17 protein-coding genes are annotated in these 15,123 nt (G+C 63.0%); 12 read left to right on the forward strand and 5 right to left on the reverse strand.

Annotated features, from left to right (window positions below):
• Positions 1-3: 3 nt before the first annotated feature.
• From NKJ90_RS30285 to NKJ90_RS30310, 6 genes are all read left to right on the forward strand, one after another.
• Positions 4-963, forward strand: coding sequence for an ABC transporter permease (locus NKJ90_RS30285; RefSeq protein ID WP_023759564.1), 960 nt, complete (start codon positions 4-6; stop codon positions 961-963).
• On the forward strand, positions 960-1,847 hold the full coding sequence (locus tag NKJ90_RS30290) for an ABC transporter permease (protein ID WP_023759563.1): 888 nt from the start codon (positions 960-962) through the stop codon (positions 1,845-1,847). Before NKJ90_RS30285 ends, NKJ90_RS30290 begins: the two co-directional genes overlap by 4 nt.
• Before the next feature lie 69 nt (positions 1,848-1,916).
• Entirely contained in the window at positions 1,917-2,939 is a 1,023-nt protein-coding gene (locus NKJ90_RS30295; RefSeq protein WP_023759562.1) for an LLM class flavin-dependent oxidoreductase, read from the forward strand.
• Between the two features lie 41 nt (positions 2,940-2,980).
• Positions 2,981-3,625 (forward strand): ThuA domain-containing protein, encoded by a 645-nt coding sequence (locus NKJ90_RS30300; protein WP_023759561.1) that lies wholly within the window; start codon positions 2,981-2,983, stop codon positions 3,623-3,625.
• Between the two features lie 24 nt (positions 3,626-3,649).
• Positions 3,650-5,143 (forward strand): aldehyde dehydrogenase family protein, encoded by a 1,494-nt coding sequence (locus NKJ90_RS30305; protein WP_023759560.1) that lies wholly within the window; start codon positions 3,650-3,652, stop codon positions 5,141-5,143.
• A 241-nt stretch (positions 5,144-5,384) separates the two neighbouring features.
• Positions 5,385-5,531 carry a hypothetical protein gene (locus tag NKJ90_RS30310; protein WP_023759559.1) on the forward strand — a complete coding sequence of 49 codons (147 nt, stop codon included), beginning with the start codon at positions 5,385-5,387 and terminating at the stop codon, positions 5,529-5,531.
• Positions 5,532-5,791: 260 nt separating this feature from the next.
• Here the strand turns inward: NKJ90_RS30310 and NKJ90_RS30315 are convergent, their stop codons facing one another.
• Positions 5,792-7,810 (reverse strand): amidase, encoded by a 2,019-nt coding sequence (locus tag NKJ90_RS30315; protein WP_023759558.1) that lies wholly within the window; start codon positions 7,808-7,810, stop codon positions 5,792-5,794.
• 144 nt (positions 7,811-7,954) lie between these two features.
• Here NKJ90_RS30315 and NKJ90_RS30320 point away from each other — a divergent pair, with 144 nt between their 5' ends.
• Together NKJ90_RS30320 and NKJ90_RS30325 are read left to right on the forward strand one after the other, a co-directional pair.
• Positions 7,955-8,230, forward strand: a complete 276-nt coding sequence (locus NKJ90_RS30320; RefSeq protein WP_023759557.1) for a hypothetical protein — start codon at positions 7,955-7,957, stop codon at positions 8,228-8,230.
• Between the two features lie 435 nt (positions 8,231-8,665).
• Positions 8,666-8,863, forward strand: coding sequence for a hypothetical protein (locus NKJ90_RS30325; protein ID WP_023759556.1), 198 nt, complete (start codon positions 8,666-8,668; stop codon positions 8,861-8,863).
• Positions 8,864-8,956: 93 nt separating this feature from the next.
• Here NKJ90_RS30325 and NKJ90_RS30330 read toward each other — a convergent pair whose 3' ends face one another.
• Positions 8,957-9,532 carry a TetR/AcrR family transcriptional regulator gene (locus NKJ90_RS30330; protein WP_023759555.1) on the reverse strand — a complete coding sequence of 192 codons (576 nt, stop codon included), beginning with the start codon at positions 9,530-9,532 and terminating at the stop codon, positions 8,957-8,959.
• A gap of 103 nt (positions 9,533-9,635) precedes the next feature.
• Between NKJ90_RS30330 and NKJ90_RS30335 the strand changes: the two genes are divergently transcribed.
• The 3 genes from NKJ90_RS30335 to NKJ90_RS30345 all read left to right on the forward strand — a co-directional run bounded on the left by NKJ90_RS30335 (position 9,636) and on the right by NKJ90_RS30345 (position 12,478).
• Positions 9,636-10,451, forward strand: coding sequence for an oxidoreductase (locus tag NKJ90_RS30335; RefSeq protein ID WP_352487502.1), 816 nt, complete (start codon positions 9,636-9,638; stop codon positions 10,449-10,451).
• A gap of 29 nt (positions 10,452-10,480) precedes the next feature.
• Complete coding sequence (locus NKJ90_RS30340; protein ID WP_084025433.1) at positions 10,481-11,404, forward strand: alpha/beta fold hydrolase; 924 nt, start codon at positions 10,481-10,483, stop codon at positions 11,402-11,404.
• Positions 11,405-11,476: 72 nt separating this feature from the next.
• The gene (locus NKJ90_RS30345; RefSeq protein ID WP_023759552.1) at positions 11,477-12,478 is read left to right on the forward strand and encodes an NADP-dependent oxidoreductase; all 1,002 of its coding nucleotides are present in this window, start codon (positions 11,477-11,479) and stop codon (positions 12,476-12,478) included.
• Between the two features lie 20 nt (positions 12,479-12,498).
• On the opposite strand, the gene NKJ90_RS30350 is transcribed toward NKJ90_RS30345, so the two are convergent.
• Entirely contained in the window at positions 12,499-12,981 is a 483-nt protein-coding gene (locus tag NKJ90_RS30350; protein WP_023759551.1) for a VOC family protein, read from the reverse strand.
• A gap of 157 nt (positions 12,982-13,138) precedes the next feature.
• Between NKJ90_RS30350 and NKJ90_RS30355 the strand changes: the two genes are divergently transcribed.
• A complete protein-coding gene (locus NKJ90_RS30355) occupies positions 13,139-13,288 on the forward strand; it encodes a hypothetical protein (RefSeq protein ID WP_023759550.1) in 150 nt (49 codons plus the stop codon).
• 59 nt (positions 13,289-13,347) lie between these two features.
• On the opposite strand, the gene NKJ90_RS30360 is transcribed toward NKJ90_RS30355, so the two are convergent.
• Together NKJ90_RS30360 and NKJ90_RS30365 are read right to left on the reverse strand one after the other, a co-directional pair.
• Positions 13,348-14,496 (reverse strand): amidohydrolase, encoded by a 1,149-nt coding sequence (locus NKJ90_RS30360; protein ID WP_023759549.1) that lies wholly within the window; start codon positions 14,494-14,496, stop codon positions 13,348-13,350.
• A 142-nt stretch (positions 14,497-14,638) separates the two neighbouring features.
• Complete coding sequence (locus tag NKJ90_RS30365; RefSeq protein ID WP_352487503.1) at positions 14,639-15,007, reverse strand: hypothetical protein; 369 nt, start codon at positions 15,005-15,007, stop codon at positions 14,639-14,641.
• Between the last annotated feature and the right edge of the window lie 116 nt (positions 15,008-15,123).

The raw sequence follows: 15,123 nt of genomic DNA on the forward strand, positions 1-15,123 counted from the left end.
GACATGCTGACCGGCCGCATTCTGTCAGCGCGTGTGGGCACACTCGTCCTTACGCTGTGGCTGGTCAGTGTCCTGGTGTTCTTCGCCGGGCAGGTTCTGCCCGGCGATGTCGGCCGCGTAATGCTCGGGCCGTTTGCCGACGCGCAGGCGGTGGCGGAGCTGAACAAGCAGCTCGGTGCCGACCAGCCGGTTGTCGTCCAGTATTGGCTGTGGTTCAGCAAGGCGGTTACAGGTGACTTCGGCACCTCACTGTCGATGCGCGGGCCTGTGGCGCCCTTCGTGCTGGAGAGCCTCAAGCGTTCCGCGGCCCTTGCCGCCATTATTCTGATCTTTCTCGTTCCACTCGGCGTGGGCGCCGGGGTCGTTGCCGGACTCAACGCCGGCCGCCTCATCGACCGGCTAATCGTGATGGCAGGCGTCTCCTTTGGCATCGTTCCTGATTTTGTGTCCGGCCTGATGCTGCTCATCGTCTTCGGCCTGTGGCTGAACTGGTTCCCGATCTCAGGCGTTGCGCCGGATGGCGCGGGCTTCTGGACGCATGGCTATTATCTGATCCTGCCGGCGTTGCCGCTGGTGCTCAATCTTGCCGGCTATATTGCCCGGATGACGCGGGCAGGCGTGATCGAGGCGATGGCCGCCGACTACACACGCACCGCCGTACTGAAAGGTTTGAATCGACGCGAGATCATCCTTCGGCACGTGCTGCGCAACGCGTTGACCCCGACCATCGCGGTGCTGGCGACGCAGACCGGATACATGCTTGGCGGGCTGGTGGTGATCGAGGCGTTGTTCGGCATCCAGGGGCTTGGCAATCTGGTTTTGAACGCGGCCAAGGCACGCGATTTTCCGATGCTTGAAGCGGGCGTGCTGGTGATGGCGGCAACCTTCGTGCTGTCGGCGGCAGTGGGAGACCTCGTGCTGGCGTTGCTCGATCCGCGGCAGCGCCGTCGGACCTCGCCATGACGGATCTGACGGAATCTCCGCCGTCGCGGCGCGCTGTGGTTGGTTTGCCAGCGGTGCGCAGGATCGGCAGTGCTTTCTCCGGACTGCCCCCATCGGTCGTGATTGGAACGCTGCTGCTGCTGTTCTGGGTCGCCTGCGCGCTGTTTGGCAATCTCTTCGTTCCCTACGATCCCTATGCCGAGGATTTTCTGGCGACGCTGACGCCGCCCGATGCCTTGCATTGGTTCGGGACCGATCAGCTCGGCCGCGACGTGCTGTCGCGCATCGTGGTTGGATCGCGCGACATCCTGCTGGTTGCGCCGTTGGCGACGCTGGCCGGCGTTGCGGCCGGCAGCATCATCGGCCTGGTGCTCGGCTATTTCGATGACCTCACCGATGCCATCGGTGCGCGGCTGCTCGATACGCTGATGGCCTTTCCGTTCATCGTTCTCGTCACCATGACGCTGGTGGCGATCGGGCCGTCGAACCTGACCGTCATCCTGGTGATCGGCATCGCTTACGCGCCGCTGGTGGCGCGCACCGTCCGCGCCGCCGTGCGCGAGCAGAAGGAGCGCGACTATGTCAGCGCCGCCCGGCTTGGCGGCGAAGGCGCGCTTGCCATCATGTTCCTGGAGATATTGCCCAACATCAGGGAGACGATCCTCATCGAACTTGTCACCCGGCTGGGCTACGCGTTCTTTTCGATCGCGACGCTGAGTTTTCTGGGCCTCGGCATCCAGCCGCCGTCGGCCGATTGGGGACTGGCCGTCGCCGACGGCTACGGCTTCCTGACCGGCGGCAAATGGTGGGTGGTCGTGTTCAATTCCGCGGCAATCGTCTCGCTGGTGATGGCGACCAACCTCATCGCACAAGGCATCGGTGCCTTCGAAAATGGCGATGCGTGAGCCCTAATCCGGGCGCTGGAAAACTTCTTTTGCATTGAAGCCTGCCGCGCATCCTTATATCGCATGGCTATGAAGAAAATCGGTTTCCTGTCGTTTGGGCACTGGACGCCCTCGTCGCAATCGCAGGTGCGCTCGGCATCGGATGCCCTTTTGCAATCCATCGATCTTGCCGTCGCGGCCGAGCAGCTTGGCGCGGACGGAGCGTATTTCCGCGTGCATCATTTCGCCCGCCAGCTCGCTTCGCCGTTCCCGCTGCTGGCGGCTGTCGGCGCCAAGACCAGCCGCATCGAGATCGGCACCGCCGTCATCGACATGCGCTACGAGAATCCGCTCTACATGGCGGAGGATGCGGGCGCGGCCGACATCATCGCCGGCGGCCGCCTGCAACTCGGCATCAGCCGCGGCTCGCCGGAACAGGTGATCGACGGCTGGCGCTATTTCGGCTACGCGCCGCCGGAAGGCAAAAGCGACGCCGACATGGCGCGGCATCACGCCGAGGTCTTCCTCGACACTCTGCGCGGCGAGGGGTTCGCACGGCCCAATCCACGGCCGATGTTCCCCAACCCGCCTGGCCTGCTGCGGCTTGAGCCGCATTCGGAGGGCTTGCGCGAGCGGATCTGGTGGGGTGCAGCGACCAACGCCACGTCGGAATGGGCGGCGAAGCTTGGCATGAACCTGCAAAGCTCGACGCTCAAATTCGACGAGGGCGGCAAGCCGTTCCACGTCCAGCAGGCCGAGCAGATCCGCATCTACCGCGAGGCCTGGAAGGCTGCCGGCCACAGTCGTGAACCGCGCGTCTCTGTCAGCCGCAGCATCTTCGCGCTGGTCGACGATCGCGACCGCGCCTATTTCGGACGCGGCAATGAGAGCCGCGACCAGATCGGCTTCATCGAGGAGAACACCAGGGCGATCTTCGGCCGCAGCTACGCCGCCGAGCCGGACGTGCTGATCAAGGAACTGGCTGAGGACGAGGCGATCGCCGAGGCCGATACGCTGCTGCTCACCGTTCCGAACCAGCTCGGCGTCGACTACAATGCGCATGTCATCGAGGCGATCCTGACCCATGTTGCCCCGGCGCTGGGCTGGCGCTGACACCGGATCGCTCAAGACGGATCATTTCAGGGAGATATACCATGGCGAAGAAGGCTTTGATCGCCTGGGGCGGCTGGGAAGGTCACACACCGGAGCGCAGCGGCAAAATCATCAGCTCGCTGCTTGAGCGCAACGGATTCGACATCACGCTCGGCCAGGGCACCGCGATGTTCGCCGATCCGGAGCTTGCCTCTTTCGATCTCATCGTGCCGGTGATCACGATGTCGACGATCGAGAAAGCCGAACTTCAGAACCTGACGCTTGCCGTTCGCGGAGGCAGCGGGCTCGGCGGCTTTCACGGCACGATGGGCGACAGTTTTCGCAACGAACCCGACTATCAGTTCATGACCGGTGGCCAGTGGGTGGCGCATCCCGGCGACATTATCGACTATAGGGTCGCTATCACCAGGCCGGATGACCCGATCACATCAGGCATCGGTGATTTCGCCTACCGGTCGGAGCAGTACTACATGCATGTCGACCCGAGCAACGATGTGCTCGCGACGACCATTTTCACCGACGCGCATTTCCCGGGAATAGGTGGCGTCGTCATGCCGGTCGTTTGGAAACGTCGCTATGGAGCTGGAAAGGTTTTTTACAGCGCTCTGGGACACAATGCCGACGAGTTCGCGGTCCCGGAAATGGCCTTGATTGTCGAGCGGGGTCTTATCTGGGCCGCCCGATAGATCAGCGGAAATGAGGACATGAGCATGACGGTCTCGGTGGCAGATTTGCCGCTGCACACGCCCATCGATGGCCGGCACCGCAAGATGCTGATCGACGGCGCCTGGTGCGACGCGCTCAGCGGCCGGACCTTCGAGACGCGCAATCCCGCCACGGGCGCCGTGATCGGCACCGTGCCGCTCTCCGATCCCAGCGATATCGACCTCGCGGTGGCGGCGGCCCGGCGCGCCTTCGACGGGCCGTGGAGCCGGTTCAAGCCTTATGAGCGCCAGGTGCTGCTGCTCAAGATCGCCGACCTGATGGAGCGCCATTGGGAGGAGATCGCGCTTTCGGACACCACGGATATGGGCATGCCCATCGTGCGTACGCTGGCCAACAAGAACCGCGTGCTTGGCATGCTGCGCTTCTATGCCGGCATGGCGACATCGATCCATGGCCACACGATCGGAAATTCGCTGCCGGGCGAGATCATCTCGTACACGCGCAAGGAGCCGGTAGGCGTCGTCGGCGCCATCATTCCGTGGAATGCGCCGACCGCCGCCTCGATCTGGAAGATCGGCCCGGCGCTGGCGACCGGCTGTACCATCGTGCTGAAACCTTCCGAGGAAGCGCCGCTGACACCGCTGCTGATCGGCGCGCTGATGATGGAGGCCGGCGTGCCGCCCGGCGTCGTCAATGTCGTCACCGGCACTGGTGCCGAGGCCGGCGCGCCGCTCGCCGCCCATATGGACGTCGACAAGATCGTCTTTACCGGCTCGACAGTGACCGGCCAGAACATCCTGCGCGCCTCGGCCGGCAACATGAAGCGCGTTTCGCTGGAGCTTGGCGGCAAGTCGCCGGTCATCGTCTGCGCCGATGCCGATCTTGAGCGCGCCGTGCCGATCGCGGCGATGTCGGTGTTCGCCAATTCCGGCCAGATATGCATCGCCGGCTCACGGCTGTTCGTCGAACGGCCGATCCATGACGAATTCGTCGAGCGGGTCTCGGCCTATGCGGAAAAACTCAGGATCGGCGACGGCGCCGACCCCGAGACCGAGATCGGGCCACTGATTTCGCCCAAGCAACTCGAACGCGTCGCTGGATTCATCGAGGATGGCACAAGGCAAGGCGCGCGGCTGGTCACCGGCGGCAAGCGCATCACCGAAGGTGTGCTTGGAGCGGGCAACTTCATCACGCCCAGCGTCTTTTCCGGCGTCACCGATGACATGCGCATCGCCCGCGAAGAGATCTTCGGCCCGGTCATTTCGGCGCTGCCGTTCGACACGCTGGACGAAGTGGTGCGGCGCGGCAATGACACGCCCTATGGGCTGGGCGCCGGCGTGTTCACCCGCGACCTCGGCAAGGCGCACCAACTGGCCAACCGCCTGCGCGCCGGCTCGGTCTGGGTCAACACCTACCACGCCATCGACCCGGCAGTGCCCTTCGGCGGCTACAAGATGAGCGGCTACGGCCGCGAGGGCGGGGCGGAGCACCTCGACGAATATCTTAATACCAAGGGCGTGTGGATAAGGACGGATTGAGAGGGCCGTCTGGCGGCGTTTTGCGATGGAATGATCGAAAGACGGAGAAAATCATGGATTCCAGGGAAAGCTGGTCGTCATCCGAAAAGAAGATCGCACGCCGCGCCTTCGACGCGGCACTTGAGGTGGCGCTCGCAAGGACGATGGCCGAATTCAAGAGCAAAGCCAACGCCGCGACAGTCGCCGCCGACATGTGGGAGGTCGAGACTATTTGCGTGAACGGCGGCGGGAGATCGACCGGATGTTCGACTACCGCTACTCTCAGCTTTTGTATGTCTTCGCGGGTCTTATTTGGGCAGGCTATCTCGACGAAGGCCTGCTTGCCGGTCTGTCACAGGATAAGCGGGACGCCATTCGCCGGGATATTGCTTTTGCCGAGAGCCGCTGAGTCTCAAGGGCGTAGCAAGGAGCGAAGCGACGCGGCGCAGAGCGGCAAAACTGGTGCTCTATGGCGCCCCCCTCTGTCCTGCCGGACATCTCCCCCACGAGGGGGGAGATTGGCCGTCACCGCGGTCTTTGCCAATCTTCGACCTAGCGGGGAGAGAGCCGGCATCGAAATTGCCAATCTCCCCACCCGTGGGGGAGATGTCCGGCAGGACAGAGGGGGGCGCGAAGGAACTTGACGTGGATGCTGAGTTTCTTCCCCGCTCATTCGATGCCGCCGGTGACCACATAAGCGCCGGCGCTACGCCCATCTTCCAACAGCACCACGGCCGTCACGATCGACCCATACGAGCCGCGCCAGACGCTGTGTAGCCGCCGATGCTCGGCGGCCGGGACGAGGGCATGCCCGCTGAAGCGTGTCCCGCTTCGCCGCAGCGCGACCGCCTCGCCATTGACGTGTACCTTCACGCTGGCCGTTTCAGGGACGTCACTAGGCAGGTCGAGCGTGACGACGATCTCGTCCTGATCGCCGGAAGGCCGCGTCTCGGCGGCGAGCGTTATTGTGAGTGAAGGCGCCTTGCTGCTCCCTGCGTCGGGGCGGCCCGCAAACACATCGTCGACCAATTCTGGCGTGCGTGACGGGCGGGTGCGGCGCTGCGTGGAGCGCTCAAAATCGCCGGCCATGCACAGCAGTCTCTCGTCGTCATAAGCCTTGCCGGCGAAGGTCAGGCCGACCGGCATGCCGATATCGGCCATCGTTCCCATCGGCACGGTGACGGTCGGGATGCCGAAATGGCGCCAGACCAGATTGCCGTTGGCGACCCAGGTGCCGTTGCGCCAGGCAATGGCGGCGGATGCATCGTTGACGTCGGCGTCGGACGGGCCGACATCGGCGGCGGCGGGCAGCACCACCGCGTCGATGCCCAGTGCATCCAGCCAGTCCTCGAAATCGATCCGTCTCGTCGTCTCCAGCCCCTTCAGGCCCTCTTCGAGCGTTGGAATTTCCGCGAAAGGCGTGACGCCGGCTCGCGCCCGCTCGACATACTCGGCCAGGTCAAAGCCGCCTTCGTAGCGGTCGGGCAGTGTGCCCGGCGGGTGCGGGAAGATTTTGGGGCCATCGACCGAAACGAGATCGGGCAGGGCGGGATCGGCGTTGGCGCGCAAAAAGTCGTCCCAGCCCCAGATGCAGAGATCCCAGAGTTCGCGCTCGGCGAAATCTTGCGGCACCAGCCAGCGCTCGACCATAGTGCGTGAGCCGGGGCGGTCGCGTTCGTAGTTGGAGACAACCGGAAAATCGACCTCCACCACTTCGGCGCCAAGCCGCGTGAGATCGGCCGCCGCCTGCTCCCACAATGCAAGCACCGAGGCCCGGGTTTCGATCGGCTTGTCCGCTTCGCTGTCGCGGCCGATATACATTTTGGGCACGCCGAGCCGCATGCCTTTCAACGATCCCGCCAGTGCGAGGTCGGCATAGCGTGGCGGCCGCACGTCGGAGCCTTTCGGCAAGATGATCCAGGGCTGCGCGCGCCAGAAATCGCCTTGGGTCACGGGGTCGTCGGCGACGATCACGTCGAGCAGTTCGAGCATGTCAGGCACACTGCGCGTGTGCGGCACCACGACATCCATAGTCGGTACCAGCGGCCAGTTGCCGCGCACCGAAATGATGCCGCGCGACGGCGTGTAGGCGACCAGCGCGTTGTTGGTCGCCGGCGCGCGGCCGGACGACCAGGTCTCTTCGCCAAGCCCGAAGGCGCAGAAGCTGGCTGCCGTCGCCGTGCCGGAGCCATTGGATGAGCCCGACGCGAAGGCCGCAGCAAGGAAGTCGGCGTTGTAGGGGCTTTCGGCACGGCCATAGACGCCGCGCTGCATGCCGCCATTGGCCATTGGCGGCATGTTGGTGAGGCCGATCAGCACGGCACCGCCTGCCCTGAGCCGGGCGATGGTGAAGGCGTCCTCATTGGCGACGAGATGCTCGAAGGCCGGCGAGCCGGCGGCCACCGTCAGGCCAGATACCTTGTAGCTGTCCTTGGCGGTGTAGGGGATGCCGTCGAGCGGCCCGAGCACGGCACCTTTGCGCCGCCGCTCGTCGGAGGCGGCAGCCTCCTCGAACATCGCTGGATTGAGCACCGGGACGGCGTTGAGAGTTATGCCGTGGCGGTCGAAATGCGCGATGCGCCTGAGATACGCACCGACCAGTTCGACGCTGGTGACAGTGCCGTCGTCGAGCGCGCGGCGCAATTGGCCGATCGTCGCTTCGACGAGATGAAGGCTTCCATCGGTCATCACTGGTCCCACATTTCCACGCGCCATGGATGAGCGAGGTGGCCTGCTTCGGCAAGACCTATCGAGGTCTTCGTTGGAACTTTTGTCCGGCTGGCGATTTTGGATGTATGGTATGATTCCGGAATGGCCGGGAGGATGTTGCCGATGACCACGAAATGCGTTGCGATCCTAGCTCTCGCTGTGGCAATGGGCTCAAGCCTCTGTGCCCCGGCATTCGCTGGCGACCGGCATTACGACCGCCGAGCCCACTCCGAACGCTACGTTCCCGCCGAAGGCGATCTCATCGACATCTTGTTCGGCGGCCCGCGTTACTATGATCAGCAGCTGTTCACGACGGCGGCCGGCGCGTGCTCCTACCATCGCGTCGGGCCAGACGCGAATGCGTTGAACAAGATCAACGATCATCACTGCGGGAAGTAGGCACTAGGCAGTAGGCAGTAGGCTAGGCCTCGACGCTGGCCGCCTTCCTCTATCGCTCGACGATATCGGTCATCCGCGCCAGATCGCGACTGCAAGGTCGGTCAGTGGCTTCGCCGACCGCTACGGCATGCTCCTATCCCTGCGTTTTCCGCATGTCTTCCAATAAGTTGAGACGCGTCAGCATTTAGAACAGCGCTCAGGGATTTTGATCGTGCAGTCCTACGCCATGACTAGCTTGCCGGCATTCGCTACAACCAAGACGCGAAAAAGATATCGCGGAGTGAACCTTTTAGGAGTATCGGCTGGTAGCTGCTTTTGTGCAGGGGAGGTTTGGGATGGGAGCGTTTCGAAATCCTGGAGGAGCCGACAGGCCCATTCTCGATTTTCGACCCATTCACGGAACTGCCGGTGGGGGAGGCGTTGGGAGGTGAAACAATGCTTGGTCAGGACGACCTGATCCGAGCGGCCGTCGGACGGCTGCTCGCCGAGAAGACAGGTGCCGCCGTCATATCGATGAGAGAGAGCATCAGGGAGCTTCTGACGCTGACCGGTGCTGGGCTGGACGAAACACTGCAGGACCTGTTGCTGGAAATGGCCGAAGTCCGCGGCATGACGGTCGCTCTCGACCTTTAGGGTCGCCGTCGGCTGCGCGACTTCGGCAGATCGCACAAGGTTGAGCTTGTGCGGAGCTTTGCGCGTTGCATCCAATCCGTTTGAGGATGTCCTTTACATGCCCATGTGAGGCTGGACCAGCGTCCGCGCCGCGTCTTTCCCTGCCGCGAGGATGCGATCGGACAATTCGGTTCCTTTGACAGCGCGGGCCATTTGAAGCGCACCGATGACCGTCGCAAAGACAGCAAGCGCCACGCCTTCCGGGTCCTTGGCCCGCGGAAGTGCCTCACCCAATTGGCGCACCAAAGCCAGCAAATGGTCGGTATAGGCGTCGCGCGTTTCAGGTGGCTGACGCGCCAGCTCCGGCAGCAGCGCGGCTGACGCGCAGCCCTTTCCCGGGTTGTCCCGATGCTCGGCCGACAGATACGTCTCTATGGCCATCTCCGGACCACCCGAGGCCAATGCTTCCGCCAGCTGCTGTGCCTGAAGCTCCATGGCCGCCGCGATGCTTTCGCGGACAAGCTCCGCCTTGGATTGGAAGTGGGGATAAAACGCGCCGTTCGTCAGCCCGGCGTCGCTCATGATGGTTGCAAGTCCGGACGCGGCTATGCCGTCGCCGCGAAAACGGTCGGCGGCGACCTCCATGATTCGGCTGCGTGACGCGTCTTTCCGGCCCTTTTCGTAACGCATGGCTGCTATTCCTCTCTGCTATTGCATTATGGTCATAATCTGATAGTATGACTGTAATTCAATGGGCACAAAAAAGCTAGCCCCCATGAGTTTGGAGCACGAAATGAATATGAATTCCGGAAAAACCGCGATCGTTACCGGAGCCTCCTCGGGCATCGGCCGCGCCAGTGCCGAGGCGCTGGTGCGGGCAGGGTTCACCGTCTTCGGAACGAGCCGCCGCAAGGCCAACGGCCCGGATGGGGTAACCATGCTGATTTGCGACGTGACCGACGGTGAGGCCGTCGCCGCACTTGTCTCAACGGTGCTCGCGCAGACCGGCCGGATCGACCTCCTGGTCAACAATGCTGGCGTCGGTCTGCTCGGAGGCGCCGAGGAATCCTCCGTGGCACAGGTGCAGGCCGCCCTGTTCGACGTCAATCTGTTCGGCGTCATCCGCATGACCAATGCGGTATTGCCGTCGATGCGGCGGCGCGGCGAGGGACGCATCATCAACATCGGCTCGGTGCTGGGCCTCGTGCCGGCGCCGTATTCGGCTTATTATTCGGCGGTCAAGCACGCGCTCGAGGGCTATTCGGAATCGCTCGACCACGAGGTTCGTGCCTTCAATATCCGCGTCTCGGTTATCGAACCGGCATTTGTCCGCACCGTCTTCGACCAGAACGGGATCGCGCCGGATTCCCTGTTGAGAGAATACGATCGGGCACGAGCCGGGCTCGAAGCGCTCCTTCGCGATGTGATGCCTGTAGCCGATCGACCGGAAGTGGTGGCCCAGGTGGTCGTCAAGGCGGCGACCGATGCCAATCCGCGACGGCGCTATACCGCCGGCAAAGCCGCGCGCCAGGTCAGCCTCCTGCGCCGCTTTGCCCCTGCGGGGATATTCGACAAGAGCCTGCGCAAGCAGTTCCGCCTGCCGGTCTGAACAACAGTCAGATAGAGGATCTCACGCACATGCGCCTAGCAACGACGACACAATTGGCCAGTCCCCACAAGACGGAGGTGCCAAGCACGACGCATAGGTTCAATCAGTCGCCCCGCTCACCGGCGTCGTTCCAGGACACGCCGACGCGTTCGGTGGATGTCGGCGGCACGGCGTTCGTCTACCGGGAGCTCGGCCCCAGGACCGGCGTACCGGTGATCCTGCTCAACCATCTCGCTGCTCAACTGGACAACTTCGATCCACGCATCGTCGATGGCCTCGCCGCGACCCGGTGGGTGATTGCCTTCGACAATAGGGGCATCGGTGCTTCGGGCGGCAAAACGCCGTCAAGCGTTGCCGAGATGGCACGGGATGCGGTCGCCTTTATCCGGGCGCTGGGGCTCGAAGAAGTAGATCTCTTCGGCTTTTCGCTCGGCGGCTTCGTGGCGCAGGAGATCGTGCTGAGCGAGCCCAGGCTTGTGCGCAAGCTCATCCTGGCCGGCACCGGGCCGGCCGGTGGCGAAGGCATCGACAAGGTGACGCCGTTGACGATCGTCGACATGATCAAGGGGGCGCTTACTCTTCGGGATCCGAAATACTATCTCTTCTTCACAAGGACGGCGAATGGGCGCCGCGCCGCCAAAGCTTTCCTGCAGCGGTTGACGGAGCGCCACGCCGATCGCGACAAGCCGGTATCGCTGAGCGCGTTCCGCGCTCAGCTCAAGGCGATCAAGGCTTACGGACTGCAGGCGCCGCAGGACCTGAGCGCCATCCGAATTCCTGCTTTGGTTGCGAACGGCGATCACGACAGGATGGTGCCAACCGGCAACACGCACGATCTCGCCCGGCGTATCCCTGGAGCGCAACTGGTGATCTATCCCGATGCGGGACATGGCGGGGTCTTCCAGTACCACGCCGATTTCGTCTTGAAGGCCCTGGCCTTCCTTGATGCTTGATGCCTGACGCCTCTCTCAGGGCGGTTTTTCGTCCCGGAACATCAACAAACACTTCTTCAGAAAGTCACTGTCATGAAGGCATTTGTCGTCGATAAATATAACAAGAAGGGCATTCTGCGGCTGGCCGAGATGCCGGAGCCGGTGCTTGGGGACAATGACGTCCTGGTCGAGGTCCACGCCGCGGCCGTGAACCTCCTCGATTCCAAGGTCAGAACCGGAGAGTTCAAGCTCATCCTGCCCTATCGCAGGCCCTTTATCCTGGGCCATGACGTGGCCGGTAGGGTTGTCCGCGTGGGATCGAAAGTCCGCAAGTTCAAACCTGGCGACGATGTCTATGCACGGCCGCGCGATGGACGGATCGGTGCATTCGCCGAGTTCATCGCCATGGACGAAGCCGACGTCGGCCTGAAGCCCAAAAATCTCAGCATGGAAGAGGCGGCCTCGGTCCCGCTGGTGGGGTTGACCGCCTGGCAGGCGCTCATTGAAAGGGCAAACCTAGGGAAGGGACAGAAAGTCTTCATCCAGGCGGGCTCCGGCGGCGTGGGCACATTCGCCATCCAATTGGCAAAGCATCTTAGCGCGACCGTCGCGACAACCGCGAGCGCGGCGAGCGCCGATCTGGTCAGGGGGCTCGGGGCCGACGTTGTCGTCGACTACAAGAAAGATGATTTCGAGAAAGTTCTGTCGGGATACGACGTCGTCTTGAACAGCCAGGACGCAAAGACGCTTGAAAAATCGCTGAATGTGCTGAAACCGGGTGGGAAATTGATCTCCATCTCCGGTCCGCCGGATCCCGAATTCGCCCGGGAAAAGGGACTGAACCCCGTGCTGAGGCTGATACTGCGCCTGTTGAGCCGAGATATCCGGACCAAAGCCAAACGCCGCGGCGTGAAGTTCTCGTTCCTTTTCATGTGGGCGCAGGGTGATCAGTTGAGCAAGATTGCATCCCTCATCGAATCCGGAGCGATCCGCCCGGTTGTCGATCGGATATTTCCCTTCGAAGCGACCAACGAGGCTCTGGCTTACGTCGAAAGCGGACGTGCCAAGGGCAAGGTCGTCATCAAGGTCAGATAAAACTCGGCAGTGAAAGAGCCTCAGCCGCGCCGGGCCGCGTCGATCGCTGCGACGTCTATCTTCTTCATGTCCATCATTGCATCGAACGCGCGCTTGGCTTCGTCGCCGCCGGCCGCCATCGCCTCGATCAGTGTGCGCGGCGTGATTTGCCAGGACACGCCCCATTTGTCCTTGCACCAGCCGCACGCACTCTCCTGGCCGCCATTGCCGACAATGGCATTCCAGTAGCGGTCGGTTTCCTGCTGATCGTCGGTGGCGATCTGGAACGAGAAGGCCTCGCTTTGCTTGAACGCGGAGCCGCCGTTCAGTCCGATGCAGGGAATGCCGGCGACGGTGAATTCGACCGTCAGCACATCGCCCTGCTTGCCGGACGGAAAATCGCTCGGCGCACGGTGAACGGCACCCACCTTGGTGTCTGGAAAGGTCTCCGCGTAGAAACGAGCCGCAGCCTCGGCGTCCTTGTCGAACCAGAGGCAAATCGTGTTCTTCGGCGTCTTTGGCACTGCGTGTTCCTTTCGATCTAAAGGCTGATTTCCGTCCTCGCGTTCCACCCGCGCTCTGACATAGGTCGCCAACCGCTTCTCGCCACTGCCGCAGCCCGCATGGACCGACGGAACCGGCGTGGCCCTGACGAATTCAATATTGGCACAGGAGGTTGCCATGATCCGCAAGCTGAAGTCCGGGGAGTTCCGACTCTATTCCCGGAAGGTCGATCCAAAAACCCACAAGCGCAGAAATCTCGGTACGTTCAAATCGCGCGAGGCCGCCGAGAAGCACGAGCGTGAGGTCCAGTACTTCAAGCGGCATTAGCGCACGCTGCGTTCGCCAGCTGCGGATGTCCATCTGCGTCAGGCTGTTCCAACATCGAGTCAGCCCAGAACATTGCGTGCCGCGCGCATGAAAATCCTTGAGCCGATCGGGATCAGCTCGTCGGGAAAGTCATAGTCTGGATTGTGCAATGCCGGGTGCCGCTCGCCTGCGCCGAGGAAGAACATCGCCGATGACGCGCTGTGGCCGAACAGGCCGAAATCTTCCGAGGCGCGCATCGGCAGCGCTTCTTCGCTGTGCGCGACGCCCTCTTCGCCGAGCGCGCGTTGCAGGTGCTCCACCGCATCCTGCGCGTTGACGCTGGCGACGAAGATTTCGTGATAGTCCCACCGGGCAGCGAGGCGATGCTCGGCGGCAATCTTCGCGACCAGCGCCTCGGCGGCGGCGCACAGGTCAGCCATACGCTCGTCGCGGCGGGTCCGCAGTGTCGCCCACACCTCGGCATGACCAGGCGCGATGCCGAACACGGCTTCGCCCATCGCGGCATGAGTAACGGTGATCATGGAGAAGTCGTCATCGGCGAAGGTCCCGCGCCCGAGCGCGGGCAGGGCCGGCATCAGCTGGCTGATCGCCAGCATCGGCGAGACGCCGGTCTCCGGCATCGACGAATGCGCGGTCTTGCCCTCCAGCACGATGCGCATGCCGCGTGAGGCGCAGTTGACCACGCCGGTTTTGAGCCGCACTTCGCCGAACGGCACGCCGGGCAAGTTGTGCAGCGAGAGGGCGAAATCCGGCGCGATCTCGCCGAAGCGCGGATCGGCGACGATGCCGGCCGCGCCATTGCCGGTTTCTTCCGCCGGCTGGAACATCAGCACGACGCGGCCGCTTGCCGGCCTCTCGCGCCCGAGCTGGCGGCCGAGGGATGCAAGGATCGCGGTATGTCCGTCATGGCCGCACATATGCGACTTGCCAGGCACGCGCGACGAATGCGGTACGCCCGAAAGTTCTTCGATCGGCAAGGCATCGAGCTCCGATCGGAACAGCACCGTCGGCCCCGCTCTGCCGCTGTCGTATATGGCCGCGACGCCGTGGCCGCCCAAGCCGGTCAGCACCTTGTCCGGTCTGGTATCGGCGAGGAAGTCGACGACCTCTTTTGCCGTCTTCTCCTCTTCGTTCGAGATTTCCGGATGCTGGTGCAACTGGCGCCGCCACGCGGTCAATTCGACGATGTCCCGGTTGGTAAGGGTCATGCTCTTTGGCCTCCGCTGCATTCACGACACGCCCGGAGGCGTCAAACTGCGATGACGAGTATCGACAAATGGCTGTGCCTGCCACACTCCAATCTTCAGGCTTTAGCGGGCCAGGCAACGCCGCAATGCCTCGCGAATGGTCCTAGCGCACGCGATTGGGGCACAGGGCTTTGAACTGGTCCAGAGTGTAGTCGTATCCCGAGGCACCCGAGCCATCCAGCACCACATTGTCGTCGGTGTCCGATATCAAATAGTCCGTCGTCGCGTCCGCATCGGGGTTGCGGCCCTGGAACCGCATGTTCGCACCATAGAGGGTGGTGAATTTGCCGGTCCGGCAGTTAGCGGTGATCTCGAGGTGCAAAGGCGTTTGCAACTCCTTGGCAATGCAGTCCTCGGTCACCTTGCCAACATAGTCGCGGCAGAAGGCGATTGCATTCCGCCTTGTGTGCCCGGTCAGTATCCTGGCATGCGAAGAGCCGATGCCGGATGCCTTGACGATTGTGACCTCCATGCCCGCCCTGCCGCCGTAGTAAAGCGTTTTGGCAGTTGTGTGCGTCAAGTTCTGCAAAAATGGCGTGGCGGTAGCTGTGACGTCGGCGTGTCCGCCGCGCAGCTCCCGTGTTTAGC

Origin of the sequence: Mesorhizobium sp. M0051 (genome assembly GCF_040323235.1) — a bacterium.
In the GTDB taxonomy this organism is placed as follows: Bacteria; Pseudomonadota; Alphaproteobacteria; order Rhizobiales; family Rhizobiaceae; genus Mesorhizobium.

Bases quoted from the DNA above. Each gene is read 5' to 3' on its own strand.
- NKJ90_RS30355 (WP_023759550.1), top strand. From the start codon at position 13,139: ATGATCCGCAAGCTGAAGTCCGGGGAGTTCCGACTCTATTCCCGGAAG.
- NKJ90_RS30290 (WP_023759563.1), top strand. From the start codon at position 960: ATGACGGATCTGACGGAATCTCCGCCGTCGCGGCGCGCTGTGGTTGGT.
- NKJ90_RS30335 (WP_352487502.1), top strand. From the start codon at position 9,636: ATGAATATGAATTCCGGAAAAACCGCGATCGTTACCGGAGCCTCCTCG.
- NKJ90_RS30315 (WP_023759558.1), bottom strand. From the start codon at position 7,810: ATGACCGATGGAAGCCTTCATCTCGTCGAAGCGACGATCGGCCAATTG.
- NKJ90_RS30330 (WP_023759555.1), bottom strand. From the start codon at position 9,532: ATGCGTTACGAAAAGGGCCGGAAAGACGCGTCACGCAGCCGAATCATG.
- NKJ90_RS30305 (WP_023759560.1), top strand. From the start codon at position 3,650: ATGACGGTCTCGGTGGCAGATTTGCCGCTGCACACGCCCATCGATGGC.
- NKJ90_RS30295 (WP_023759562.1), top strand. From the start codon at position 1,917: ATGAAGAAAATCGGTTTCCTGTCGTTTGGGCACTGGACGCCCTCGTCG.
- NKJ90_RS30365 (WP_352487503.1), bottom strand. From the start codon at position 15,007: ATGGAGGTCACAATCGTCAAGGCATCCGGCATCGGCTCTTCGCATGCC.
- NKJ90_RS30345 (WP_023759552.1), top strand. From the start codon at position 11,477: ATGAAGGCATTTGTCGTCGATAAATATAACAAGAAGGGCATTCTGCGG.
- NKJ90_RS30325 (WP_023759556.1), top strand. From the start codon at position 8,666: ATGCTTGGTCAGGACGACCTGATCCGAGCGGCCGTCGGACGGCTGCTC.
- NKJ90_RS30340 (WP_084025433.1), top strand. From the start codon at position 10,481: ATGCGCCTAGCAACGACGACACAATTGGCCAGTCCCCACAAGACGGAG.
- NKJ90_RS30300 (WP_023759561.1), top strand. From the start codon at position 2,981: ATGGCGAAGAAGGCTTTGATCGCCTGGGGCGGCTGGGAAGGTCACACA.
- NKJ90_RS30285 (WP_023759564.1), top strand. From the start codon at position 4: ATGCTGACCGGCCGCATTCTGTCAGCGCGTGTGGGCACACTCGTCCTT.
- NKJ90_RS30320 (WP_023759557.1), top strand. From the start codon at position 7,955: ATGACCACGAAATGCGTTGCGATCCTAGCTCTCGCTGTGGCAATGGGC.
- NKJ90_RS30310 (WP_023759559.1), top strand. From the start codon at position 5,385: ATGTTCGACTACCGCTACTCTCAGCTTTTGTATGTCTTCGCGGGTCTT.
- NKJ90_RS30360 (WP_023759549.1), bottom strand. From the start codon at position 14,496: ATGACCCTTACCAACCGGGACATCGTCGAATTGACCGCGTGGCGGCGC.